Source organism: Peterkaempfera griseoplana (genome assembly GCF_001418575.1).
In the GTDB taxonomy this organism is placed as follows: Bacteria; Actinomycetota; Actinomycetes; order Streptomycetales; family Streptomycetaceae; genus Peterkaempfera; species Peterkaempfera griseoplana.
Map to the genome: position 1 here is coordinate 15,065 of NZ_LIQR01000198.1, position 23,610 is coordinate 38,674.

Here is a 23,610-nt window from a genome sequence, read left to right on the forward strand (position 1 = left end):
GGAGGCCTCTCATGGCAGTCCGATCCGTACTCGCCCTACCGGCGGCCGCGCAGATCGCAGCCCGGTCGGCTGCCACCACCACCGGCCTGACCGCCGCGCGGCTGGAGGGCACCACGGCCGCCGCCCTGACACTGGCCGGGGTGGTCGTCGGCGGGCTGGCTCTGGGCCGCCGCACCGGCAGCAGGCGCAACAGGGCCGTCATGGCACTGGCGGCGGCGGTGGTCGGCCTGGCCATGGGCGTGGTGAACCTGGCGGCCGCCGACGGCGGCCCCGGCACCGGCAACGGAGTGATCGGCGGCGGCGCCGCGGTGGTGCTGGGGCTGGTCGGCACGGCCCTCGGCGGCCTGGCACTGAACCGCGCCCGGCGCACCGGCTGACGGTGACGGACACGGACACCGGGCACGCCTTCGCGCCGAAGCGGCGGTGGTGCTGCCGTGTACGGCCGGCTCAGCAGCGCCCCGCCCGCTGACGGCGCGACCCATGACGGCGCGACCTGGAGACACAACCGCCCGGCCCGGACAGGATCCGGGCCGGGCGGTTGCGTCACCTGCTATGCGGCGGCGGGGGCGTTGTCGTGAACGACGACGAAGAGGCCGCGGGCCTTGGCACCGTCGGGGAGAAGCCACTCGGCGGCGACGTAACCCAGGGCCTCCGTCGCGGCGGAGGACTCGTCCGGCTGGGACTCCAGGATGCGGTTCACCCGGAGGGTCAGCTGCCGGTCCGGACCGGTCTCCGGCCCGGCGTCGGCGACGGTCCGTACGAGGAGATCGGTGCCGCGCGGTCCGTCGGTCACCTCCGCGCGCCGGATCGACGCCCGGTAGCCGGACTCGGCGAAGTGGCCGGTGACGGTGGCGTCGGCGGCGCCGCTGGTGCTCTGGGCCTGCGGCTCCGCCTCGCCGAGGACCAGGGCAAGCAACTGGGCGGCAAGAACCGGGTCATGGGTGCCGTCGTAGATCCACCGCCGCCCCAGAACGCCGTGTTCGGACGTCCCGATGAGCGCGTGGTCGGCTCCGTCGAGGGGAGTCCCACGGTAGGTGAGCGGCACCTGGTAGGTGATCGGCCGGTGCCCGGACTCGTCGGTGACCACCATGAACTCGATCCCCACCTCACCCTGCGGGTCGTCGAGCCGGAACCCGCCGCCCTTGGTCAGGTGCGGCTCCCGCCCCGCGCCGAGGTACCACGGCTGCGCGGGAAGCCAGGAGGTGAGAAGCTCCAGCTTGCTGGGTTCCATCGTGGTGTGGTGGATGACGGCCATGCTTGGTGCCTTTCCTGTGGGCTTGTGCTCATCTGGGCTCGAACGCCGGCCGGCTCACAGGGCGGGGAAGTCACCGGCCTTGACCCCGGCCAGGAACGCGGACCAGGCAGCGACCGGAAGAACCAGGGTGGTGCCCTGCGGGTCCTTGCTGTCCCGCACACCGACTATGCCGTGGAGATTGCGGGCCACCTCCACACACTCGCCCTGCGAGCCGCTGTAACTGCTCCTGCAGAACCTGAACGCCTCACGCGTACTCAACGGAACTCCTTGGTCAAGCCGTCTACCAGAGCGCGGGAATCCTCGGGGGACAGAGCTGATCTTCGCACGCTGTCGAACAGGCTTCGGTGCCGGTGTGCATCGTCCTCGCGCTCCAGCCACAGCGTTGATCCGGCGGTTTCGACGTACACCACGTCGAGGGAGGCCGGCTCCTCGAAGCCCACGATCACGAACGGCCCGCTCCTGCAGGCATGTGCCCCGGCGTGCCTCGCTGCGATGATGGGTGGTCACCACCCGGCCGGCCGGGCCGAGGTGCGCGGCAGCAGCCGCAGCGTGCGGGGCCGGGCGGGGGAGGGGACAGGATGAGCGGCAGCGCCGAGCGGCCGGTGGTGGGCAGGCTCAGGGACCGCCTCGCCGGTGCCGTGGACGTCCAGGCCCATCCGCTGGACGTGGAGGAGGCGTGCGGCCGGTACGCCGGGGACGGGTACGAGGTCACCCCCCGGCTCCGGGAGTTCCTGGCGGAGTACGGCGAACTCACGCTCACCTTCACCGCCCGGCCGTGGAGGTTCGTCGTCACCACCTCGGTCGCACGGACACTGGAGTCCAACCACGCCACGCCCAGGAGCGTCGGCATCTTCGCCCGGCGTCTCCAACGGCCCGTCCTGCTGGTCGGCACCGCGTTCGAGACGGAGGAGGCGCTGCTGCTCGCCGGGAACGGCGATGTGCTGCTCTACGGCGACGCCGGATTCCAGCAGGTCGCCAACGGCTTCGAGAACACGGTCCGGGCGTTCGCCACGGGCGAGTGGGACAGGACCTTCTTCCGCAGCCAGGCCGAGCGCTGACCCGGCCGCCCTCACCGTGACGGTGCGGGCGGCAGAGCGCCGACACCGTTGTCGCGGACATGCCTGCGGGGCTATCCTTCCCGGGTTCGGAGCAGGGCACCGCGCCCGGCCGCGCCCCCGTCCCACGCGGCGCGCGGCCGAGAGGACCGCGCGCCGGATCGCGCGCGGGAAGCCACCGGTGAGCCGGGTGAATCGCCCGCAGGCCCGCCCGTACGAGGCCCCGCCGACGGCGGGCGCCGACAGCGCCGGCCACCGTCCCGATCCCGCCCACGGAGGACGCCCGTGACCACCCCGCGCACCACCCGACGGCAACTGCTCACCGTGCTGCCGGCCGTCCTGGCCCTGCTGGCGGCCCTCTGCTCCAGCGTCACCGCAGCCGCGTCGGCCCCCGCCACGGCTGCGCCCGTGTCCGCGGCCGCGCCCGCCTCCGTCACGGACACCCACACCGGATACGCGACCGCGCTCGACAGCCCGGGGACGCCGCAGGAGGGATGCGGAGTCCCGCAGGCCTACCTCGACGCCCCCTCCCTCTTCGTCTCCCTCAACGTCTTCGACACACCCGGCGACGGCACCTACGACACCCGCCCCGTGCCGGAGCAGGACGCCGACCGGACGGGCGCCTACGACAACGGCCGCAACTGCGGGCGCTGGGTGAGGGTGACGATCGGGGACTACTGCACCGGTACCAACGACGGCGACCTCAGCCTGCCCTTCTGCCGCGACGGCTCCTGGGCCGCCGACGACTACAGCGGTGCCACCGCGGACCTGCTGGTCGCGGCCGGCTGCGCCGACGCCACCGCCTGGTGCCGCAACGACCGCAACCACCTCGGCCTGTCGACGGCGGCGCTGCGTGACTGGTTCGTCAAGGGCGGCACCCGGGTGACGGACATGTACCCCGACCACTGGAACAACCGGAGGATCAGCTGGTCGTTCGAGCCCCGGCCCTCCTACACCGGGGACATCTCGATCGGCCTCCTTGCCGGGTCCGCGCCGGAGCGGCCGCGCATCACCGTCACCGCCCTGCGCAACGGCATCCACGGAGTGGACTACTTCGACGGCAGGACCTGGCAGCCCGCCGAGCGGCAGGCGGACATGGGACAGGCCTTCGCCATCGCGCCGACCGCCCTGCACGGGACCGACTACCGCATCCGGGTCCGGGACGCCGACGACCAACTGGTCAACGGCGGCGCGGAGTACAGCTTCCCCATGCCCGACGCGTGCGCGAACGGCTGCCACGACTACACGCAGGTCAGCTATGAGACCGACCACGCCGGCGCGATCGGCACCGGCAGCGTCGAGGGTGGCGTCGGCGGCGCGACGACCGGCGGGGAGGCCACACCGCCGACCGTACCGGGGCAGTTGGGCGTGACCGGCACCACCGCCACCACGGTCTCGCTCTCCTGGAACGCCTCCAGCGACAACACGGCAGTGTCCCGCTACCTCGTCTACCGCGACGGGCAGCCCGTGGGGGCCGCCACCGGCACCACCTGGACGGACACCGGGCTCGCGCCGGGCACCGACTACTCGTACACCGTCCAGGCCGAGGACCCCTCGCACAACCGGTCCAACCGCACCGCCTCGGTGCCCGCCACCACCGCGGCGGCCGACGGCACGACCCGCGCCTGCACCGCCACCTGGCACGTGGAGAGCCGCTGGACGGGAGGCTTCGTCGCCACGGTCACCGTCGCCGACTCCGGCGCCACCGCCATCGGCGGCTGGAAGGTCCACTGGATCTGGCCCAGGGCCGGCGCCGTGACCACCGGCGAACACTGGAACGCCGACCTCACCGACGACGGCACCACCGCCACCGCCACCGACCTCGGCTTCAACGGCGCCCTGGTCCCGTCCGGCGCCACCACCTTCGGCATCTGGGCGACCGGCTACGCCCCCACCGTGCCGCCCGCCTTCAGCTGCACCCCCGCCTGACCGGACCCCGGTCCCGGGATACGGACCGCCCAGGTCGTCTCCGGCCGCGCCCACCCGGGCGCGGCCGGAGCGGCCGGCCGCTCACCCCCGTCGCAGCGCCGCCCCGGCCAGGCCCAGGCAGGCGGCGCCCGCCACCGCGGCGAAGCCGCTGAACGCGGGCTGCAGCCCCAGCCGCTGGGCGACCGCGCCCACCGCCACGATCGGCAGTGAGCTGCCCAGGTAGACGATCACCCAGAAGGCGCTCAGCTGACTGCCCCGCCGCTGCGGATCCATCGCCGCGCAGGCCGCCGTGAAGAGGGCGCGGAACGCCAGCCCCTGGCAGGCCCCGCCCAGCAGGCTGCCCGCGACCAGCAGCGCCGGCGCGTGCGCATACCCGGCCGCCACCACCATGCCCAGCCCCGCCGCCAGCCCCGCCATGCCCAGCACCGGCACCAGCCGCCCGGCCGCGGGCGGCGCCGCCAGCTGGGTCGCGGCGGAGGCCCCCAGCAGCAGCGCCGCCACCGCCGCCCCGGTCATCCGGGACCCGGTGTGCAGCAGGGCGGCGCTGTAGCCGGGCGCCAGGCTGAGGTAGACACCGAAGACGGCGTAGCTGACGAAACCGGTCCCCGCCGCCAGCAGGAACTCCCGGCGCCCCCGGGCCGGCAGCGCCAGCGCCCGCGGCCGCAGCGCCCCGTGGCGCGGCCGCCGTCCCCGGGCGGCGGCCCGGTCCGGCTGGTGCCCCGGGCTGCGCGGGTGCAGCAGCGCCAGCGGTACGCAGAGCGCCAGCAGCGCCACCGCATGCACCAGGAAGGGGGTGTGCACCGGGTGGCCGCCCCGGGCCAGCGCCGCGCCCGCCAACGGGCCCGCCGCGACGCCTCCGGCGGAGGAGGCCAGGGTGAGCTTGGCAGCCAGGCCCGGCCGGTCGGGCAGCAGATCGGTGAGCGCCGCCCCGCCGGCGCCGGTGGCCATGCCCACCGCGATCCCCTGGACGGCGCGGCCCAGCGCCAGCTGCCCCAGGCTGCCGGCGGTGGCGAAGAGGGCGTCCCCGCAGGCGGAGAGCGCCACGGCGGGCAGCAGCAGCGCCCGGCGGCCGAGGTGGTCGGACCAGTGGCCGACGGCGGCGAGCACCGGGATCAGCGCGAACACGTACACGGAGAAGAGCACCGTGGTGTCCAGCGCGGTCAGCGAGAGCCGCTGCTGGAGCAGCGGATAGATCGGCGTGGCCAGGTTGGCGCCGGTGAGCAGGGTCAGCAGTACGGCGGCCGAGAGGCCGACACGGACGCCGCGGGCGGCGTTCCAGCGGCTCAGGGCCGAGAGGCGCAGCAGCTCGCGCGGGGCGAGCTCGCGGGGCAGCAGGGTGTCGGTCAGCCGGGTGCCGGCCGACCCGAGGTCCACCACGGTCGTGGGTCTCCTGTGGTACTGGCTCCCACGGCCGGGTCGGCGGGGTGTGCCGACGCGCCCGGGCGGCGGCGCCGTGGGTGTGGGCCGTCGTACGGGCATCCGGGTGGAGCCGGGTTGCGGGTTGCGGTGGGGCTCCGTCGCCCCGGGGGCCGGACGCCATGCGCGCCGGACCGGGTCGAAGAATACGTGCTCGGCCGGGTTGGTCCGAAAATCGGCTGGACGTACCACTCTTCCCCCGAACGGCCCAGCGCCGTTCCCCCGTGCTCCTGAATCACCTGTGCGTCGCCGCCCGGTCGGCCGAATCCGTCGCGAGAGTCGTGGGGTATCCCCCTCGATCGCCCGCGGCTCGGTGGAAAGGCGGCCCCATGACCGGGATGACCCGAAGGAGACTGCTCGGTGCGGCGGCGGCCACGGCGGCCGGTGCGGCGGCCGCGCTGCTGCCGCCCAGCGTGCGGCAGGCGGTGGCCGAGGGGCCCCGGTCGGGCGGTTCGCTGCGGGATGTGAAGCATGTGGTCCTGCTGATGCAGGAGAACCGTTCGTTCGACCACTACTTCGGCACCATGGCCGGGGTCAGGGGCTTCGACGACCCGGACGCGCTGCGGCTGCCCGACGGCCGGGACGTCTTCCACCAGCCCGATCCCGGCAACGACCAGGGCTATCTGCTCCCCTTCCACCTGGACACCCGCCGCACCAGCGCCCAGGCCATCCCCTCCACCAGCCACGCCTGGGACGTGCAGCACGAGTCGTGGAACTTCGGCCGGATGGACCGCTGGGTGCGCGCCCACCGCAAGGCCGACGGCAATGCCAACGGGCCGTTCACCATGGGGTACTACACCCGCGAGGACATCCCCTTCCACTACGCCCTCGCCGAGAGCTTCACCGTCTGCGACCACTACTTCTGCTCGGTGATGGGCCCGACCTGGCCCAACCGCCTCTACTGGATGACCGGCACCATCGACCCCGGCGGCCGCAGCGGCGGCCCGGTGACCACCAACGCCGCGCCGCACCCCTTCCGCTGGACCACCTACGCCGAGCGGCTGCAGGCGGCCGGGATCAGCTGGCAGGTGTACCAGGAGGAGGACAACTACGGCTGCAACATGCTGGCCTCCTTCGACGCCTTCCGCCGCGCCCGGCCCGGGGACCCGCTGCACGAGCGGGGTCTGGCCAGTTACCCGGCCGGCACCTTCGAGGACGACGCCCGCAACGACCGGCTGCCGACCGTCTCCTGGATCATCCCCACCAGCTACCAGTGCGAGCACCCCGACTACCTGCCCGCGGTCGGCGCCGACTACATCGCCTCCAAGATCGAGGCCATCGCCTCCAACCCCCAGGTGTGGGCCAAGACAGTCTTCGTCCTCAGCTACGACGAGAACGACGGGCTCTTCGACCATGTGCGGCCGCCCGTGCCCCGCCCCGGCACCCCGGGCGAGGTGGTCAAGGGGCTGCCGATCGGAGCCGGGTTCCGGGTGCCGTGCATCATCGTCTCGCCGTGGACGGTCGGCGGCTGGGTGGCCGGCGAGACCTTCGACCACACCTCCCAGCTGCGCTTCCTGGAACGGGTCACCGGGGTGCGGGAGAAGAACATCACCGCCTGGCGGCGGTCCGCCTTCGGCGATCTCACCTCGGCCTTCCAGTTCGCCTCCGGCCCGTACCGGCCGCCGCGGCTGCCGGAGACCGAAGCCCGGATGCTGGCCGCCGAGGCCGAGGTGGAGAGCCTGCCCAGGCCGCTCCCGCCGACCGGCGGCCAGCAGCCGCCGCACCAGGAGCGCGGTCAGGTCAGGCGCCGCACACCGGGCTCGGGCTGACGGTCCGACGGCCGTCCGGCACCACACCCCCGGCACGGGCCGCCGTAGGCGTACCGGCGGCCACCGGGCCGATAGGCTGGTGCCGGAACCGGCCGCCGTGCCCCAGCACCCGAGCCGGCCGCACCCCCACCCGCTCCACCCGTGCCAGTCCGAGGAGAACGTGCCACCATGGCCGGACGAAGCCGCAACACCCCTGACAGCCCGTCGGCCACCGGCCCGGGCACGGAGCCGGGCGGCAGGCTCCCCGCCGACCTGGCCGTCGAGGAGCTGTACGGCACCTACCGCACGGGCGGCCTGGACGACGAGACCGACCCCGACGACGCCCCGGTGTTCGTCCCGCCGGTACGGCTGCTGCCCGAGGCCGAGCTCGCCGAGGCCGCGCTGCGGGTGCCGCTGCTGGACCGCGCCGTACGGCTCGCCCGCTGGATCGCCCCGTACCGGCCGGTGGACCAGTTCGGCGAGCCGGGGACGGAGCTGGAGGCCGAGGCCGCGGCGGCGCTCGGACTGACCGACGCCGACCCGGACCCCGAGCACGGCACCGCCGCGATCATGCAGGCCTGGTCGCTGGCGGTGGACCTGGAGCTGATCGAGATCGGCGAGGCCGCCGAGGGGGAGGACGCGGGCGAGGGCCAGGTGGCCCGGCCCGGAGCCGATCTGGAGGCGGTGGAGTCGGGCGACCCCGAGGCCGTGCTGGAGGCCTGGCTGAGCGCCGCCGATGTGGTGATCGACACCGCCTCCGAGGCGGACGCGCCCTTCCCGGACCCGGGTGAGCTGGCCGTCGGGGACTCCGACGAGCTGGACGAGGAGAGCGCCGCAGCGGCGGTGGAGGAGTTCGAGGCGGCCCACGACGAGGCGCAGGAGCTCCTCGACCAGGCCCTCCAGGTGCTCTACGAGTCCACCGCCTTCGCCGAGCAGGGCGCCGAGACGGTGCCGCTGGGCGTGCTGGCCGCGCTGCTGGTGGTGCCGGACGGGCAGGAGCCCACCGAGGAGATGCTGGGCGACATCACCTCCGTCATGGTCTCCCTGGACCCGATGCTCTCCGATCTGGCGGAGATCGGACTGGTGGAGTACCACCCCATCGACCCGGACCTCTTCGAGGAGCCGGAGGAGGAGGGCGAGGCGGAGACCCTGCTGTCCGACGCCCCGGTCGACGACGAGGAGGCGGCCAGGTTCGGCCTGGTCAGGCTGACCCCGCTGGGCCAGTACGGGGTGCGCCAGTGGCTGTTGGAGGAGGGCTACGACGCCCCGCTGGTGGGCGAGCACGCCAAGGGCGACGCCGCCCGGCTGCTGCGCGGGGTCTCCGAGGCGGTCAATGTGCTGCCCGAGGAGGAGATCCGCGAGTGGGTGCGCGGGCGTGAGCCGCTGGCGGCCGCCCGTGAGCTGCTGGCCGCCGCCCGCGGCGGCGACACCCTCGGCCCGGTCCGCCGGGTGCTGTGCCAGCTCGCCCTCACCGAGCTGGGCGCCGGCGCCGAGCCCGCGCTGCGCGAGGTGCTGGACGACCCCGAGCTGGGCGGCTTCTGCCGCGCCTGGCTGGTGGAGCGGGGTGCGGCGGACGTTCCCGAGCCCGGGCGCACCATGGCCCTGTGGACCACCGTGGACACCCTGGCGGCCCAGCTGCTGGACCCGGACGTCGACACCGAGCTGCTCACCGAGCTGGTCGGCGGACTCCCGCTCTCCCCCGACCCGGCGGCCTTCCTGGCCGAGCTGTGGCGGGTGGACCATGTCTGCACCCCCGAGGTGCTGGACGCCATCGGGGAGTTCCACGGGGACAAGAAGGTCGCCAAGGAGGCCCGCAAGGCCGCCTACAAGGCGCGCTCCCGCCGGTCCGAGTGACGACCGCGCCGGGGGCGCCGCCGCTGGGCGCCCCCGGACCGCACCGCCGCCGGTGCGGCGGGCTTCGGCGGACCCCTGTGCAAAAGGTGCACTTGCGGAGGTGTGCCACCGTATCGTGAGGGCGACGACACGGGGGCCGACCGACCAGGCAGGGGGCGTGGCGGGTGCACCACACCGGGAGCGGAGCGGGGCCGGCCGGCCGGCGGCGGCCCGTCGAGGAGGAGATGGCGGCCGCACTGGAGACCTGGCGGCGCGCCGGGCGGCTGCCGTACGCACCTGGGGCCGGACTGCCGGGATCCCGCGTGCTGGACAGCTGGCACAGTGTCAACGGCGAGCTGGTCGCCTTCACCCTGCTCGCCGGTGAGCCCCGGGCGCAGGCCGGGCCCTTCGTCTCGGTACGGACCGCGGTGACCGGCGACGACCTGCACGGCGAGGTGCTGAACGGCCTCGACGAGGTGATCGAGGACGAGCGGGACCGCCTCTTCGAGCTGACCGGCCTGGACGAGGGCGACGGGCCGCGGGAGACCTGCACCTCCGAACTGACGCTGCTGGTGGACGGTGTGCCGGTGCCCGCGAGGGTGCGGGTGGAGCAGCCCGGCGCCGACGGCGAGGTGGAGCTCTGGGCGGCGCAGCTGACGCTGCGCCGGTCCGGTCGTCCGATGGAGCTGACGGTGACCGTCCGGGGGTTGCCGGTGGGTGAGCCGCCGCTGGTCGCGGCCGACGACCTGGGCCCCTATCTGGCCGGACGGGAACGGCTGCTGGCGGAGACCGCGTCCGGCCGGTCCGCCTCGGCGCCGGCCGGGGAGCCGGTGCCGTCCACCGCCGCGCTGGGCCTGTCGGCGCATCGGCAGCTGGCGCTGGACGGTATGGAGCGGTCCCGGATCCTGGCGCAGCAGCTGAGTGAGGGCCGTACGCCGCGCACCCCCCGCCGGCTGCGGGTGCGGGAGGGTGGTGAGCTCTGGGAGGAGGCGGTGCGGCAGCAGATGCGGCTGGCCTCGGAGGACCGCTGGGAGGCGGACGAGTCGGTGACCTCGATGGTCAACCAGCTGGGCTGGCTGGCGGAGCGGGCCGACTGGGCGGTGGGGACCGAGGACGGGCGTCAGGCGGTGGAGGAGACGATCCGTCACACGGTGTTCGGGAGCGAGGTCCCCAGTCTGCGTGCCCAGCTTGCCTGGCGTGCGGTGTGGAGCGATCCCCGCCACGGGCGGGAGCCGGGGCTGGCGGAGTGGCTGGCGGCCTGGGAGCGCTGGCGGCGGGACCGCAGGCGGGGGGCTCGAAGGGATCGGGGAGACATCACCTCGCAGTGACCGGGGCGTCGAGGCCGGCGCGTCGTACGACCGCTCCGCCGGCCGGTCGGGTGCCGGGCCGCCGGGGCCGCCGGGGCCGCCCGGGCACGCGGGGCCGTGGTCGTCGACGGGCACCCGCGGCCATGCCCACCGCTCCGAGGACGCGGCCTGTTCCGACGGCCGCCTCCATCGCCGGTCCCCGCCGCACGGCTCCGGCCAAGGCGGCGGTCGACGCCGGCACCCCGTTCGCGGGCATCCGGACCCCCGGCATCACACCCGGCCGTCCACCGGCCGCCGGAACCGGACGTGCCCCCGATAACTGATGACACGTCAAAGGCGTTATGGGCGGCGGATTCCGAAAGGCGGCGTCCGCCGCCCGCTTCTCGGCCGTATTGCAGAGACTTCTCTGCCGAGACACCTATGCAGAGAGTTCTCTGCATCCTAGAGTGTGTCCATGGCCGACACCCCAGCACCCGCATCCGCCCCGGAACCCGCAACCGGACCCGTTTTCGCCCCAGGCGACAAGCCGGTCCGCCGGATCGACGCCCGCAGCCTGCGCGGCTTGGCACACCCGCTGCGCATGCAGATCCTCGAACTGCTGAACCTCGACGGACCCGCCACCGCAACCGGGCTCTCCGAGCGCCTCGGCGAGAAGACCGGCACCGTCAGCTGGCATCTGCGTCACCTCGCCGAGCACGGCTACATCGAGGAGGAGACCGGCCGCGGCACCAGGCGTGAGCGCTGGTGGCGCGTGGTGCAGAGCACCCGGGTACTCAACACCGGCGACTTCAGGGACTCCCCGCAGGCCCGGGGCGCACTCTCCGTCTACATGCACGAACTGGTGCAGCAGTACTACAACCGTGTGACCGACTACCTCAACGACGACTGGCCGGAGGAGTGGCGCAACGTCGGAACCCTCTCGGACTGGAGCGACCTGCGGCTGACGCCCGCACAGCTCGGCGCCCTCAACGCGGAGCTGCGCGAGGTCGTCGCGCGGCACACCCCGGCGCCGGGCACCGAGCCCGGGCCCGACGCGCTCCCCGTCATCGTGCAGCTCCAGTCGTTCCCCCGCCACCCGCGGGGTGGCGCATGAGCCGCGGACTGCGCGGCGGACTGCTGCGCCGCCACCGGGACTTCCGCCTGCTCTGGTCCGGGGAGACCACGGGCAAGTTCGGCAGCGCCGTCACCGGTGTGGCCATGCCGCTGGTCGCCGTCTCCACCCTGCACGCGGGCACCCTGGAGGTCAGCCTGCTGAGCGCCGCCGCCTGGCTGCCCTGGCTGCTGATCGGACTCCCTGCCGGAGCCTGGGTGGACCGGATGCGCCGCCGGCCGGTCATGCTGGTCGCCGACGCGGTCTCCCTGCTGGTCTTCGCCGCCGTCCCGGTCGCCGCCTGGTGCGGCGCGCTGAGCATCGCCGGGCTGATCGCCGCCTCCCTGCTGGCCGGTACGGCCGCGGTGTTCTTCCAGACCGCCTACAGCGCCTACCTCCCGGGCCTGCTCGCCCCCGAGGACCGGCCCGAGGGCAACGCCAAGCTGCACGGCAGCGCCTCCGCCGCGCAGATCGCCGGTCTGGGCGCGGGCGGTCTGCTCGCGCAGGCCCTGGGGGCGGTCAACGCCCTGTTCGGCGATGCGGCCACCTTTCTGGTGTCGGCGCTCTGCCTGCTGAGGATCCGTCACCGTGAGCCGCGCCTCCCCGCGGCGGAGCGCCCCCGGAAGGCGCTGGTGAAGGAGGTCGGCGACGGACTGCGGCTGGTGGCGGGTGACCCGTGGATCCGTACCATGACGCTCTTCGGCGCGGTCTCCAACCTCTGGCTGACCGGCTATCAGTCGATCCAGGTGGTGTTCCTGGTCAGGGAGGTCGGACTGGCCTCCGGAGCAGTCGGCGGCCTGATCGCCGCGAGCAGCATCGGCGGGGTGGTGGGCGCCCTGGTCGCCCGCCGGGTCGCCGCCAGGGCGGGCACCGCCCGGGCGCTGCTGGGCTTCGAGCTGGGCGTCCCCGTGCTCGCCCTGCTCATCCCGCTCACCACCGGTGGCGCCGGACTGGCCTGCTATGTGGTCGGCGGTCTCGCGGTCTCCGGCGGGGTGGTCGCCGGAAACGTCATCAAGTCCAGCTTCCAGCAGAGCTACTGCCCGCCCGCCCTGCTCGGCCGGCTCGCTGCCAGCAGCGCCTTCCTCAACTACGGCACCATCCCGCTCGGCGCCGTCCTCGCCGGAGTGCTCGGCACCACCCTCGGCATCCGGCCGGCGATGTGGATCACCACGGCGGGAGTGCCGCTGGCCGCCCTGATCCTGTACTTCTCGCCGATCCGCCGCTGCCGGGACCTGCCGTCCGGCCCTCCGGAGGAGACACGGACCACCGCGCCGCAGCCCGCGGCAGTCGAGCTGGTCTGACGTACCGGCAGCCATCATGCGGACACACCCACAGCCGGACGGTCCTCCCGCCGCCGGCCGGGGATCTCGACCGGCGGCGCCAAGAGGTCAGCGGTGTCCGGCCGCCGGCCCGGGCGGCGCCCCCGCCAGCCGCAGCTGAAGCATCGCCAGCAGCCGCTGCTCGGGATGGGCGAGGTCCAGGCCGGTGAGCTCCTCGGCGCGGCGGACCCGGTAGCGCAGCGTGTTGGGGTGGATGTGGAGCCGCTCCGCCGCCGAGCGGACGTCGCCGAAGGCGTCCAGGTATGCCAGGACCGACTCGGCGAGCCGGGTGCCGTGCCGGGCGTCCCGGTCGGTGAGGGCGGTGAGCGCGGGATCGCGCAGCGCGGGCCGGTCGGCGAGCAGCGCGAGGACCTCGCCGAGGAGGACCTCGGCCGCCACCTCGTCCAGCGAGGCGACCTCGGCGAGCACCCTACCGCGGTCCATCGCCGCGAGCACCCGGTCGGCCTGCCGCCGGGAGTCGGGTACCTCCGCGAGCCGGGGGACGACCGGTCCCACCGCCGCCTGGAGGCGTACGCCCAGGTGACGCCCGGCGGCCTCGGTGATCTCCATGACCCAGCCGCGCACGGTGGCCGGCGACAGCCCGGCCGGCAGCTCCGGCAGCAGGACGTACACCCGCGACTCGGCCGGGGAGAGCAGGGCGCTGTGATGCCTCGCCGCGGCGTGCACCGAGATCAGCGCGGTCAGCTCGCTGCGGGTGAACTCCACGCCCGACGCCTCGGAACCGGCGTCCCGGGTGGCGGGGCGCAGGGCGAAGCCGATCACCAGGGCGGGGCGGCGGGCGTCCAGCCCCAGATGGGTGGCCAGCGACTGCGGGCCCGTGGAGCCGTCCAGCAGCCCTGCCAGCAGCGACTGGGTGAGCCGCAGGTCGGCGGAGACCTCGCGGCGCCGCCGTACCAGGTGCAGCGCGGCCACCCGGGCCGCGCCCAGCAGTGCCTGTTCCGAGCGGGGCTCCAGCGGGCGTGACCCCTCCTGCACCCAGATGGTGCCCAGCGGCTGCGTACCGGCCCGGATGCCGATCGCCAGGCGGCGGCGGATGCCCAGCTCCGGGTGGTCGTCGATGGCGATGACCGCGTCCGAGGTGCGCAGATGCTGGAAGACGCCCCACTCCCGGAGCTTGGAGAGGTAGGGCTCGGGGCCCTGCCAGCCCAGGATGGAGAGCCTGCGCAGGTCGTCCACCTCGTCGGAGGAACGCGAGTAGGCCAGCACCCGGCTGGAGGTGTCCTCGATGGAGACGATGCCGCCGGTCAGTACGGCCGTGGTCTGGGCCAGCGAGAACAGGTCCCCGCTGCCCTCCGCGCCGCCCGCGCCGGCCTCCGGGCGGCCGCTGCCGAGGACGGCGCGGGCCAGTGCGTCCAGGTGCTCCCAGCGGGCCTCCCGGCGCACCGACAGCAGCGCCACCCCGGCCTCCGCCGCGGCCTCGCTGAGCATCGCGGCCTGCCCGGGGGCGTCCAGCTTCACCGCGACGGCCGCCGCCCCGGCGGCACCGGCCGCCCGCAGCGCGGGCAGCGCCGCGCGGCCGCGGGCCCCGATGGCCAGCACCAGCTCGCCGGGGAGGGCCTGAGCCGGGTCCTCGGGGTCGAGGATGGCCACGTCACGTACCTCGACGTCGAGCCCCGCCGGGGCGGCCTGCAGCTCCACCAGCGGTTCGCCCAGCGACATCAGCAGCTGGCGCAGGCTGATGCCCTCCTCGGCCGTGGACGCCGGCTTCTGCTCGGCCACCGCTCGCTCACCCCGCTTTCGTACGGGCGGACAAGCCCCGGCCCCCGATGTTAGCCGCGACGACAACGGTGGGAGGGATAGCAGCTCCTACCGTGGGCAGTGACGCGAGACCCGCGGCCAGAGGCGATTCAAAGGAGAGCGCGCGCATGGATGCTGTGACCCAGGTCCCCGCGCCGGTGAACGAGCCGGTCCACAGCTACGCCCCCGGCAGCCCTGAGCGGGCCCGTCTGGAGGCGGAGCTGAAGCGGCTCGCGGCGGAGCCCACCGAGCTGACCATGACCATCGGGGGTGAGCGCCGCCTCGGCGGTGGCGAGCCGATCGACGTGGTCCAGCCGCACAACCACGCGGCGAAGCTCGGCACCATGCGCAACGCCACCCGCGACGACGCCCAGGCGGCGGTCGACGCGGCCCTCGCTGCCGCCCCCGCCTGGCGGGCGCTCTCCTTCGACGACCGCGCCGCGGTCTTCCTCAAGGCCGCCGACCTGCTGTCCGGCCCCTGGCGGGAGACCGTCGCCGCCGCCACCATGCTGGGTCAGTCCAAGACCGCCCAGCAGGCCGAGATCGACTCGTCGTGCGAGCTGGTCGACTTCTGGCGGTTCAACGTCCACTTCGCCCGGCAGATCATGGCGGAGCAGCCGGCCTCCTCGGCCGGTGTGTGGAACCGCAGCGACCACCGCCCGCTCGAGGGCTTCGTCTATGCGATCACCCCGTTCAACTTCACCGCCATCGCCGGCAACCTGCCCACCGCCCCGGCGCTGATGGGCAATGTGGTGGTGTGGAAGCCGTCCCCCACCCAGCAGCTCGCCGCGCACCTGCTGATGCAGCTGCTGGAGGAGGCCGGACTGCCCAAGGGTGTGATCAACATGGTGACCGGTGACGGCCTGGCCGTCTCCGAGGTCGCCCTCGCCCACCCGGAGCTGGCCGGTATCCACTTCACCGGCTCCACGCCGACCTTCCAGCACCTGTGGCGCACCGTGGGCGAGAACATCGCCCGCTACCGCAGCTACCCGCGGCTGGTCGGCGAGACCGGCGGCAAGGACTTCATCGTCGCCCACCCCTCGGCCGACCCGGCGGTGCTCAGGACCGCGATGACCCGTGGCGCCTTCGAGTTCCAGGGCCAGAAGTGCTCCGCCGCCTCCCGCGCCTATGTCCCCGCCTCCGTCTGGGAGCGGATCAAGGACGAGTTCCGCGACGAGGTCGAGGGCCTCACCATGGGCGACGTCACCGACCTCGGCAACTTCATGGGCGCGGTGATCGACGCCCGCGCCTTCGCCAAGAACAAGGCCGCCATCGACCGGGCCAAGGCAGACCCGTCGGTCGAGGTCTTCGCCGGCGGAGGCTACGACGACTCGGTGGGCTACTTCGTCCGGCCGACCGTGCTGCTCTGCTCCGACCCGGACGCCGAGTACTTCCGTGAGGAGTACTTCGGCCCGGTCCTCGCGGTGCACGTCTACGAGGACGAGCGCTACCAGGAGGTGCTGGAGCAGCTGGAGTCGGTCGCCTCGTACGCGCTGACCGGCGCCGTCATCGCCCAGGACCGCGCGGCGATCGCGCACGCCATGGAGACGCTGCGGTTCGCCGCCGGCAACTTCTACATCAACGACAAGCCCACCGGTGCGGTCGTCGGGCAGCAGCCCTTCGGCGGGGGCCGGGCCTCCGGCACCAACGACAAGGCCGGCGCCGCCCAGAACCTGCTGCGCTGGACCTCGACACGGTCCATCAAGGAGACGTTCGTCCCGCCGACGGACTACCGCTACCCGCACATGGGCTGACGGTCCGTGAGGCTACCCGCCGGTCCTGGGTTTGGGTCCGGCGGGTGCGGGCAGACGCCGTACGGGTCACCCCGTCGGGCCGTCGCCCCGGTCCGACCCCGAACGTGTCGCGCATCCCCCCGCGCGGCACCGGGCGCACTCCAGCGCGGCCGGCGCATCCCCCCGCGCCAGGCCCTGGAACGCGTCCGGCGGGCGCGCCGCACCCCCCCTTGCGGCGTGCCCGCCCATCTCCTGCCACTCCCCATCGCCGCCCCCGGCCCTCCGGCGCGGCCCGTGAACTCTGGAGTTGCCGTGCTCCGTTCCGCGATCCTCGCCGCATCCCGCTCCGCGCAGGTCCGCACCGTCGTGGAGAAGTTGCCGCCGACCCGCGCCATCGTGGACCGCTTCGTCGCCGGTGAGCCGCTGGACGCCGCCCTCGCCGCCACCGACGAGCTGGCCGCCACCGGCCGCCGGGTCACCCTGGACCACCTGGGCGAGGACACCCGCGACGCGGCCCAGGCGGCGGGCACCGCCGCCGCGTACGAGAAGCTGCTGGCGGCGCTGAAGGACACCGGTCTGGCGGAGCACGCCGAGGTCTCGGTGAAGCTCTCCGCGGTCGGCCAGTTCCTGCCGCAGGACGGCGAGAAGGTGGCCCTGGAGAACGCCCGCCGGATCTGCGAGGCGGCGGCGGACGCCGGTACCACGGTCACCCTGGACATGGAGGACCACACCACCACCGATTCCACCCTGGGCATCGCCCGTGAGCTGCGCGCCGACTTCCCCTGGGTCGGTGTGGTGCTCCAGGCCTACCTGCGGCGCACCGAGGCCGACTGCCGGGACTTCTCCGGCGCCGGCTCCCGGGTGCGGCTGTGCAAGGGCGCCTACCAGGAGCCGGCCTCGGTGGCGCTGCAGAAGAAGGCGGAGGTGGACCGCAACTACGTCCGCTGCCTCAAGACGCTGATGGCGGGGGAGGGCTACCCCATGGTCGCCTCCCACGACCCGCGGATGGTGAAGATCGCCGGGCAGCTGGCCGAGTGGCACGGGCGCAAGGCCGACTCCTTCGAGTACCAGATGCTCTACGGGATCCGCCCGGAGGAGCAGCTGCGGCTGGCGCGCGAGGGCGCGACCATGCGGGTCTACCTGCCGTACGGCCAGGAGTGGTACGGGTACTTCATGCGGCGGCTGGCGGAGCGCCCGGCCAACCTGACGTTCTTCCTGCGCGCCATGGCCACCCGCGGCTGACCGCCGCCGGTCTCCACGGCCCTTCGCCGCATCCTTGGTTCCACCGCGGCGGGGGGCCGTTCGGCATGGGCGGGGAATGGCCGGTTACCGCCGGTCCGCGGTTCTGCGCGCGAGGGCGCACGGCGGGGGATTCTCGCTAGCATGCACTTGTTCTGCACAGGTCATCCCACCCCGTGCACCCGCGCGGGACCCCTTCGCCACCCCGGAGGCAGACATGCGCAGCAGTGGATTCCGTACCCCCGCCGCCCTCGGCGTACTGGCGGTGCTCGCCGGAACGGCGCTCGCGCCGCCGGCCGCCGCCGCGGTGATCGATCCGGCCCCGATCGGCCCCAGGCAGACCTTCGTCGGCGAGGTCAACGGGACCTCCAAGGGCGCCACCGTCCAGATGGGCTGCTTCGGCCCGATCGTCCCCGGTGCGACCGGACACCCGCTGGCCGGGCAGTCCGTGGACGTGCTGCCCGCGTCCCTCTCCACCACCGCGGACGTCGGCTACACCGGCTCGGCCGGCACCCAGGTGAACGTCTCCTTCGGCGAGGCGGTCTCCGTCAGCCTCCCGGTGGTGCTGCGTGCCTACGCGGTGAAGGCCGAGATCCCCACCTCCCTGGTGCTGCCCTGCTACGGCTCCGGCAAGGTGGTGTTCACCCCCCAGCCCACCAGCGCCGACGCCCGCTCCTCCACGGTGGTCGTCGACTACGTCGGCCAGCCCTGACCCGGCAGCCCGCGCACCGCAGCCCCGGGGTCGAATCGCCCCCGGGCCCCGTGCGCCCGGCCGCTCAGCCGAGCAGCCCCCGCTTGTAGCCCTCGCTCACCGCCGCCGCCCGGTCCCGGACCCCCAACTTGTCGTACAGGTGCAGCAGATGGGTCTTGACGGTGGCCTCGCTGATGAACAGCTGCCGGGCCGCCTCCCGGTTGGTGGTGCCGTCCGCGACCAGCCGCAGCACCTCCAGCTCCCGGTCGGTCAGCGAACCCGCGGCCGGGGCCCGCATCCGCCCCAGCACCTTCTCGGCCGCGGACGGCGCCAGCACCGTCTGCCCCCGGTGCGCGGCCCGCACCGCGCGGATCAGCTCCTCCCGGGGCGCGTCCTTCAGCAGATAGCCGGTGGCGCCCGCCTCCACCGCGGGCAGCACATCGGCGTCGGTGTCATAGGTGGTCAGCACCAGCACCCGCACCCGAGGAGCCCGGTCCCGGAGCAGCCGGATCGCCTCCACCCCGCCCATCCCCGGCATCCGCAGGTCCATCAGCACCACATCCACGGCACCGTCCGAGGCGCGGGCCACCCCCTCGGCGCCGTCGGCCGCCTCGCCGACCACCTCGACGTCCGGGTCGCCGCTGAAGATGCCCCGCAGGCCGTCCCGGACGATGGGGTGGTCGTCGACGATCAGCAGCCGGATCGGCGGCTCCGGCCGGGTCACGCCACGACCTCCAGCACCGGCACACGCGCGCTGACCGCGGTGCCCTCCCCGGGCATGGACTCGACCTCCAGGGTGCCGCCCGCCTGGCGCAGGCGCCGGCGCATGGCGGTCATCCCGTAGCCGCCGTCCGCGCCGGACGGCCGGGGCTGCCCGGCGTCCGCGGCGGCGAAGCCGGTCCCGTCGTCGCGGACGTCCAGCACCACCACATCGGGGGTGTACGAGAGCGTCACCCCGGCCCGGGACGCCCGGGCGTGCTTGGCCACATTGGCGAGCGCCTCCTGCGCCGCCCGGAAGAGTGCCACCTCCAGCCCGGCGGGCAGCGGCACCGGCTCCCCGGTGACCTCCACCCGGACCGCCACCCCCGAGGTCTCCGCCCAGCCGTGCGCCAGGTCCCGGACCGCCTGCGGCAGATGCGGCGCGGCGGCCAGCGGACCGGGACGCAGTGCCTGCACCGAGCGCCGGGCCTCGGCCAGGCTGTCACGGGCCAGCCGGCGGGCCAGCTCCAGATGGCGGCGGTGCTGCTCCGGCCGGCCGGTGCTGCGGTCGGCGGCCTCCAGTTGGGTGAGGATGCCGATCAGCCCCTGCGCCAGGGTGTCGTGGATCTCGCCCGCCATCCGCCGCCGCTCGTCCAGCACCCCCGCCTCCCGTGCCTGGACCACCAGTTGGGCGTGCAACCCGGCGTTCTCCTCCAGGGTGGCCTCCAGGCGGCGGTTGGCCTCGGCGAGCTCCTCGACCATGTGGCCGCGCTGCGTACTGCGCCGCTCGGACAGCAGGCCCGCGTACATCACGCTGCCGCCGATCACCAGGTTGACCAGGATGAACACCGCGTACAGCGTCACCATCGCGCCACTGGTGATCGCCCGGAAGCCGCCGACCTGGGTGGAGGCCATGAGCGGCACGGTGGCCGCGACACCGGCGACCTTCCAGCGGCCCGGCAGCAGATCGGCGTGCAGATAGCCGGTGAAACCGAAGAACCCGAACAGCGGACTGCGTGCCACCAGCACACCCACGACGACGATCAGCCCCGTGTAGTACAGCGCCATCACCCCGGGCCGCTCCCGCCACCCGGGGTGCAGGGTGACCAGCCACAGGATCCAGCCGCCCGCGGCCCCGGCGATCAGCGCCGTCTGCACGGTGGCCGGCGGGCCGGGGCTGTCGAAGAGGGCGGTCAGCACCACGGAGACCACAAGTCCGAAGTACGGCACGGTGTCCAGCAGCAGCGCGACGCGGCGTTCATGACCGTTCGCGGTGGCGGTGTCCATCAGGCCCCCCGATGCCCTCGCTGATCACTCCCACCGGAAGAATCGCACGGCCGCCGCACCCGCCGCCAGCGCCCAGCAGGCGAGCACCGCCAGATGCTCCACCGCCGGGCCCCGGCCGGAGGCGGTGGCCGTCATCGCGCCGAGCGGTACGAACTCCCCGATCCGCACCAGGGTGTGCGGCAGCGACTGCATCGGCACATAGAGACCGGCGAAGAAGAAGTTCAGGATCATCAGCGGCACGCCCGCCGCCGAGGCGGCGCCCGCGGAGGGGGCCACCGCCGCGACCACCAGTCCCACTCCCAGCAGCGCCGCGGAGCCCAGCACCAGCGCCGCCACCGCGGCCACCGGGTGCTCCGGGGCCCTGGCGCCGAAGGCCAGGCCGCCGATCGCGACCACGCCGCCGCTGGTGACCGCCACCGACACGCAGATGACGGCCAGTTGGGCACCCAGCAGCCCGGCGACCGGCACCGGGCTCGCCGACAGCCGCCGCAGCACGCCCTTCTCCCGGAAGGTGGCGAGCGAGACCGGCAGCGCGGTCAGCGCCAGGATCGCCGGTGCGAGGACGGCCAGGGTGGGAACGTAGACGTCGATCAGGCGCAGGCCGCCGAGGTCCTTCTGGTGCTCGCGGAAGGAGGGCAGCAGGCCGAAGAGCGTCACCAGGGCGATCGGCAGGGCCGTACCGAAGAGGATCACCGCCGGCTCGCGCAGCTGGAGCCGGAACTGGACGGCGGTGAGACGGCGCAGTGCTGTGCTGTTCATGGTCGCTCCGGAGGTGGGTGCGGGTCAGCGGTCGAGGGGGCGGCCGGTCAGGGCCACGAAGGCGTCGTCCAGGGTGGCCTGCTCCACCCGCAGGCCATGGGCGATCACCTGGTGGCGGGCCAGCAGGGCGGTGACGGCGTGCACCAGGTTCCCGGTGCCGGTGACCTCCAGCTGCGTCCCGTGGTGCACCACCTGGTCCACCTCGGGCAGGTCCAGCAGCAGCCGGTCGTCCAGCGGCTCGGAGGGCCGGAACCGCAGCCGCCGGTCGGTGGAGGCCTTGGAGGTCAGACCCTCCGGGGTGTCCAGGGCCACCAGGCGGCCGGCGTCGATCACCGCGATCCGGTCGCAGAGATGCTCCGCCTCCTCCATGACATGGGTGACCAGCAGCACGGTCGTCCCCGCGTCGCGGATCCGCTCCACCATGGCCCAGGCGTTCCGCCGGGCGTGCGGGTCCAGGCCGGTGGTGAGTTCGTCCAGCACCACCACCCGGGGGTCGCCCACCACGGCCAGTGCGAGCGCCAGCCGCTGCTGCTGCCCACCGGAGAGCCTGCCGTAGCGCCGGTCGGCGCATTCGGTCAGGCCCCACTGCTCCAGCAGCGGCGGCACCTCGACGGGCCGGGTGTAGAAGCAGGCGTAGAGCTCCGCGATCTCACGGACCGTCAGTTTCTCGGGCAGCTCGCTCTCCTGCAGCTGCACCCCCAGGACCTGCCGGACGGCGTCCCGCTCCCGGCCGGGGTTCAGGTCCAGCACGGTGACTCTGCCCCGGTCGGGGGTGCGCAGCCCGGCGACGCACTCCACCAGGGTGGTCTTGCCCGCACCGTTGGGGCCGAGGATCCCGAAGATCTCTCCCTCGGCGACCTCGAAGGACACCTCGTCCAGCACGGCGCGACCGCCGTAGCTCTTGCCCACTGCGTCGACCCGCACCACTGCCATCTCCGCGACTCCTCACTGGGGGAGTCCCACGGTCCCGTACGGCGGGCACCGGCCGGATCGCCCGACCGGCCCCGTCCGGGCGGCGCTGCGGTGGAGGCAGGCATCAACCGATCGGTGGAGGGGGGATGGGTCCGCCGACGGAGTGCGAGGCAAGGCGCTTCGTGTCTGCGGGCCTGTTCGCCCCGCCGCACCCCCTGCCGGAAGGCGGTGGGCCGCAGGGAGCACGGCGGTTGCTGCGTCGTCAGAAGTCGGCGGTGTCCAGCGCGAACGCGAACGGCCCGGGGAGGTCGATCGGCTTGCCGAAGGGGGCCAGGTGCACCTCGGTGTACTCGTCGCCCTCCGGCAGGCCGAAGAGGGAGACCCGGGACTCCTCGCGGTCGATGAGGAGGTAGAGGGGGATGCCGGCGCGGGCGTAGCAGTGGCGCTTGGCGATGCGGTCGCGCTCCGGCCGGGTGGAGGTGACCTCGACGACCATGGCGACGCCCTCGGGATTCATCCAGGGCGGGGCGCCGCGGAAGACGTCCAGATCCGCCGGGGCGAAGGTGGCGTCCGGGATCGCGTGGTCCCGGGGACAGAGACCGCCACGGGAGAGCCGTAGCCCCTTGTTGCCGGCGAACCTCATGCGTGTGGCCGATCCCAGGGTGACCTGCTCGACCACCCTGCCGATGTAGTCCTCATGGTCCCCGTCCGGCGGCGGTGTCACGACGATCTCCCCCTCGATCAGCTCGGCTCGAAAGCCCTCGGGGGTCTGCAGGTCCAGGAAGCTCTCCAGGAGGATGTCCTCCTGCGTCCGCGGCTCATGTGCCATGGCGCTCACCCCGCACCCCTTTCTCTGCTCGCGATCAAGGTAGGAGACCGGCCCGGCCGCTCGGCGGGAAGTCCGAGCGGCCTCACCCGATCGTGGCACGCCGGGGCGGTCCGCGCAGGGGGTCAGAGCGCGGCGGCGGCGGGTTCGACCATCTTGCGGGCGGTCTTGGCGTCGGCGAAGTCGCCGAGGGCGGTCATCACCCACTCCCCGGAGAACTGCCGTACCAGCTTGCACATCAGGGCGCCGGTGGCGGCCTCGGCACCGGTGAGGTCGTAGCGGACGAGTTCCTCGCCGGTGGTGGCGTCGACCAGCCGGCAGTAGGCGTTGGCGACGTCGGTGAACTTCTGGCCGGAGAAGGAGTTGACCGTGAAGACCAGACCGGTGACCTCGGGCGGCAGGCCCTCCAGGTGGACGGTGATCTGCTCGTCGTCGCCCGCGCCGGCGCCGGTGAGGTTGTCGCCGGAGTGCTGAATGGCGCCGTTGAAGACGGACAGCTTCATGAACCAGGCGGTCTCGATCTTCTTGCGCTGGGCGTCGAAGGCGATGCAGGAGGCGTCGAGGTCGATGTTGCGCCCGCGTCGGGCGGGCTCCCAGCCGAGGCCCATGCGGACGGCGGACAGGAACGGCCGGCCGTTCTTCACCAGGGAGACCGAGCCGCCCTTGGTCAGGCTGACCCGGCCCTTGTCCAGGGTCACCTTCGGCGGCGCGGCCGCTTCGGGAGCCGGGGCTGCGGCGGGCGGAGCCGGGGGAG

Annotated in this window: 22 protein-coding genes; 11 read left to right on the top strand and 11 right to left on the bottom strand. The window is 73.9% G+C overall.

Annotated elements, in window-relative coordinates:
* Positions 1-11: 11 nt before the first annotated feature.
* Complete coding sequence (locus tag AOK09_RS15980; protein ID WP_055587867.1) at positions 12-377, top strand: DUF6223 family protein; 366 nt, start codon at positions 12-14, stop codon at positions 375-377.
* Positions 378-550: 173 nt separating this feature from the next.
* On the opposite strand, the gene AOK09_RS15985 is transcribed toward AOK09_RS15980, so the two are convergent.
* From AOK09_RS15985 to AOK09_RS15995, 3 genes are read right to left on the bottom strand one after another with little or no spacing between them, the layout of a single operon-like run.
* On the bottom strand, positions 551-1,255 hold the full coding sequence (locus AOK09_RS15985; RefSeq protein ID WP_055587868.1) for a maltokinase N-terminal cap-like domain-containing protein: 705 nt from the start codon (positions 1,253-1,255) through the stop codon (positions 551-553).
* 54 nt (positions 1,256-1,309) lie between these two features.
* Entirely contained in the window at positions 1,310-1,513 is a 204-nt protein-coding gene (locus AOK09_RS15990; RefSeq protein ID WP_055587869.1) for a DUF397 domain-containing protein, read from the bottom strand.
* A complete protein-coding gene (locus AOK09_RS15995; protein WP_322973185.1) occupies positions 1,510-1,752 on the bottom strand; it encodes a Scr1 family TA system antitoxin-like transcriptional regulator in 243 nt (80 codons plus the stop codon). Before AOK09_RS15995 ends, AOK09_RS15990 begins: the two co-directional genes overlap by 4 nt.
* A gap of 81 nt (positions 1,753-1,833) precedes the next feature.
* Between AOK09_RS15995 and AOK09_RS16000 the strand changes: the two genes are divergently transcribed.
* Entirely contained in the window at positions 1,834-2,313 is a 480-nt protein-coding gene (locus AOK09_RS16000) for an SUKH-3 domain-containing protein (protein ID WP_055587871.1), read from the top strand.
* A gap of 282 nt (positions 2,314-2,595) precedes the next feature.
* Positions 2,596-4,239: a cellulose binding domain-containing protein gene (locus AOK09_RS16005; protein ID WP_055587872.1), complete on the top strand. Its 1,644-nt coding sequence runs from the start codon at positions 2,596-2,598 to the stop codon at positions 4,237-4,239.
* Between the two features lie 81 nt (positions 4,240-4,320).
* Here the strand turns inward: AOK09_RS16005 and AOK09_RS16010 are convergent, their stop codons facing one another.
* On the bottom strand, positions 4,321-5,616 hold the full coding sequence (locus AOK09_RS16010; protein WP_157875916.1) for an MFS transporter: 1,296 nt from the start codon (positions 5,614-5,616) through the stop codon (positions 4,321-4,323).
* Positions 5,617-5,984: 368 nt separating this feature from the next.
* On the opposite strand from AOK09_RS16010, the gene AOK09_RS16015 reads away from it, so the two are divergent.
* From AOK09_RS16015 to AOK09_RS16035, 5 genes are all read left to right on the top strand, one after another.
* Entirely contained in the window at positions 5,985-7,424 is a 1,440-nt protein-coding gene (locus AOK09_RS16015) for an alkaline phosphatase family protein (protein ID WP_055587873.1), read from the top strand.
* A gap of 168 nt (positions 7,425-7,592) precedes the next feature.
* Positions 7,593-9,257: a hypothetical protein gene (locus AOK09_RS16020; protein ID WP_055587874.1), complete on the top strand. Its 1,665-nt coding sequence runs from the start codon at positions 7,593-7,595 to the stop codon at positions 9,255-9,257.
* A 224-nt stretch (positions 9,258-9,481) separates the two neighbouring features.
* Positions 9,482-10,564, top strand: coding sequence for a hypothetical protein (locus AOK09_RS16025; protein ID WP_055587875.1), 1,083 nt, complete (start codon positions 9,482-9,484; stop codon positions 10,562-10,564).
* A 433-nt stretch (positions 10,565-10,997) separates the two neighbouring features.
* On the top strand, positions 10,998-11,636 hold the full coding sequence (locus AOK09_RS16030; protein WP_079063105.1) for an ArsR/SmtB family transcription factor: 639 nt from the start codon (positions 10,998-11,000) through the stop codon (positions 11,634-11,636).
* Complete coding sequence (locus AOK09_RS16035; RefSeq protein WP_055587876.1) at positions 11,633-12,934, top strand: MFS transporter; 1,302 nt, start codon at positions 11,633-11,635, stop codon at positions 12,932-12,934. The genes AOK09_RS16030 and AOK09_RS16035 overlap by 4 nt, the downstream gene beginning before the upstream one ends.
* 87 nt (positions 12,935-13,021) lie before the next feature.
* On the opposite strand, the gene AOK09_RS16040 is transcribed toward AOK09_RS16035, so the two are convergent.
* Complete coding sequence (locus AOK09_RS16040; RefSeq protein ID WP_055587890.1) at positions 13,022-14,632, bottom strand: helix-turn-helix domain-containing protein; 1,611 nt, start codon at positions 14,630-14,632, stop codon at positions 13,022-13,024.
* Positions 14,633-14,838: 206 nt separating this feature from the next.
* Here AOK09_RS16040 and pruA point away from each other — a divergent pair, with 206 nt between their 5' ends.
* From pruA to AOK09_RS16055, 3 genes are all read left to right on the top strand, one after another.
* Entirely contained in the window at positions 14,839-16,464 is a 1,626-nt protein-coding gene (gene pruA / locus AOK09_RS16045) for an L-glutamate gamma-semialdehyde dehydrogenase (RefSeq protein ID WP_055587877.1), read from the top strand.
* 291 nt (positions 16,465-16,755) lie between these two features.
* Positions 16,756-17,685: a proline dehydrogenase family protein gene (locus AOK09_RS16050; RefSeq protein WP_055587878.1), complete on the top strand. Its 930-nt coding sequence runs from the start codon at positions 16,756-16,758 to the stop codon at positions 17,683-17,685.
* A 214-nt stretch (positions 17,686-17,899) separates the two neighbouring features.
* Positions 17,900-18,394, top strand: a complete 495-nt coding sequence (locus AOK09_RS16055) for a hypothetical protein (protein ID WP_055587879.1) — start codon at positions 17,900-17,902, stop codon at positions 18,392-18,394.
* Positions 18,395-18,458: 64 nt separating this feature from the next.
* On the opposite strand, the gene AOK09_RS16060 is transcribed toward AOK09_RS16055, so the two are convergent.
* The 6 genes from AOK09_RS16060 to AOK09_RS16085 all read right to left on the bottom strand — a co-directional run.
* On the bottom strand, positions 18,459-19,097 hold the full coding sequence (locus AOK09_RS16060) for a response regulator (protein ID WP_055587880.1): 639 nt from the start codon (positions 19,095-19,097) through the stop codon (positions 18,459-18,461).
* A complete protein-coding gene (locus AOK09_RS16065; protein ID WP_055587881.1) occupies positions 19,094-20,359 on the bottom strand; it encodes a sensor histidine kinase in 1,266 nt (421 codons plus the stop codon). The genes AOK09_RS16060 and AOK09_RS16065 overlap by 4 nt, the downstream gene beginning before the upstream one ends.
* Positions 20,360-20,383: 24 nt before the next feature.
* A complete protein-coding gene (locus tag AOK09_RS16070) occupies positions 20,384-21,118 on the bottom strand; it encodes an ABC transporter permease (protein ID WP_055587882.1) in 735 nt (244 codons plus the stop codon).
* Positions 21,119-21,142: 24 nt separating this feature from the next.
* A complete protein-coding gene (locus AOK09_RS16075) occupies positions 21,143-22,051 on the bottom strand; it encodes an ABC transporter ATP-binding protein (protein WP_055587883.1) in 909 nt (302 codons plus the stop codon).
* A 241-nt stretch (positions 22,052-22,292) separates the two neighbouring features.
* Complete coding sequence (locus AOK09_RS16080; RefSeq protein ID WP_055587884.1) at positions 22,293-22,859, bottom strand: Uma2 family endonuclease; 567 nt, start codon at positions 22,857-22,859, stop codon at positions 22,293-22,295.
* Positions 22,860-22,981: 122 nt separating this feature from the next.
* Positions 22,982-23,610, bottom strand: a 629-nt coding sequence (locus AOK09_RS16085) for a TerD family protein (RefSeq protein WP_175609307.1), incomplete at its 5' end; no start/stop codon positions are given.

Excerpts from the sequence above, each read along its gene's own strand:
- AOK09_RS15980 (WP_055587867.1), top strand. The coding sequence starts at position 12 with ATGGCAGTCCGATCCGTACTCGCCCTACCGGCGGCCGCGCAGATCGCA.
- AOK09_RS15985 (WP_055587868.1), bottom strand. The coding sequence starts at position 1,255 with ATGGCCGTCATCCACCACACCACGATGGAACCCAGCAAGCTGGAGCTT.
- AOK09_RS16000 (WP_055587871.1), top strand. The coding sequence starts at position 1,834 with ATGAGCGGCAGCGCCGAGCGGCCGGTGGTGGGCAGGCTCAGGGACCGC.
- AOK09_RS16015 (WP_055587873.1), top strand. The coding sequence starts at position 5,985 with ATGACCGGGATGACCCGAAGGAGACTGCTCGGTGCGGCGGCGGCCACG.
- AOK09_RS16020 (WP_055587874.1), top strand. The coding sequence starts at position 7,593 with ATGGCCGGACGAAGCCGCAACACCCCTGACAGCCCGTCGGCCACCGGC.
- AOK09_RS16025 (WP_055587875.1), top strand. The coding sequence starts at position 9,482 with ATGGCGGCCGCACTGGAGACCTGGCGGCGCGCCGGGCGGCTGCCGTAC.
- AOK09_RS16030 (WP_079063105.1), top strand. The coding sequence starts at position 10,998 with ATGGCCGACACCCCAGCACCCGCATCCGCCCCGGAACCCGCAACCGGA.
- AOK09_RS16035 (WP_055587876.1), top strand. The coding sequence starts at position 11,633 with ATGAGCCGCGGACTGCGCGGCGGACTGCTGCGCCGCCACCGGGACTTC.
- AOK09_RS16040 (WP_055587890.1), bottom strand. The coding sequence starts at position 14,632 with ATGTCGCTGGGCGAACCGCTGGTGGAGCTGCAGGCCGCCCCGGCGGGG.
- pruA (WP_055587877.1), top strand. The coding sequence starts at position 14,839 with ATGGATGCTGTGACCCAGGTCCCCGCGCCGGTGAACGAGCCGGTCCAC.
- AOK09_RS16055 (WP_055587879.1), top strand. The coding sequence starts at position 17,900 with ATGCGCAGCAGTGGATTCCGTACCCCCGCCGCCCTCGGCGTACTGGCG.
- AOK09_RS16065 (WP_055587881.1), bottom strand. The coding sequence starts at position 20,359 with ATGGACACCGCCACCGCGAACGGTCATGAACGCCGCGTCGCGCTGCTG.
- AOK09_RS16070 (WP_055587882.1), bottom strand. The coding sequence starts at position 21,118 with ATGAACAGCACAGCACTGCGCCGTCTCACCGCCGTCCAGTTCCGGCTC.
- AOK09_RS16075 (WP_055587883.1), bottom strand. The coding sequence starts at position 22,051 with ATGGCAGTGGTGCGGGTCGACGCAGTGGGCAAGAGCTACGGCGGTCGC.
- AOK09_RS16080 (WP_055587884.1), bottom strand. The coding sequence starts at position 22,859 with ATGGCACATGAGCCGCGGACGCAGGAGGACATCCTCCTGGAGAGCTTC.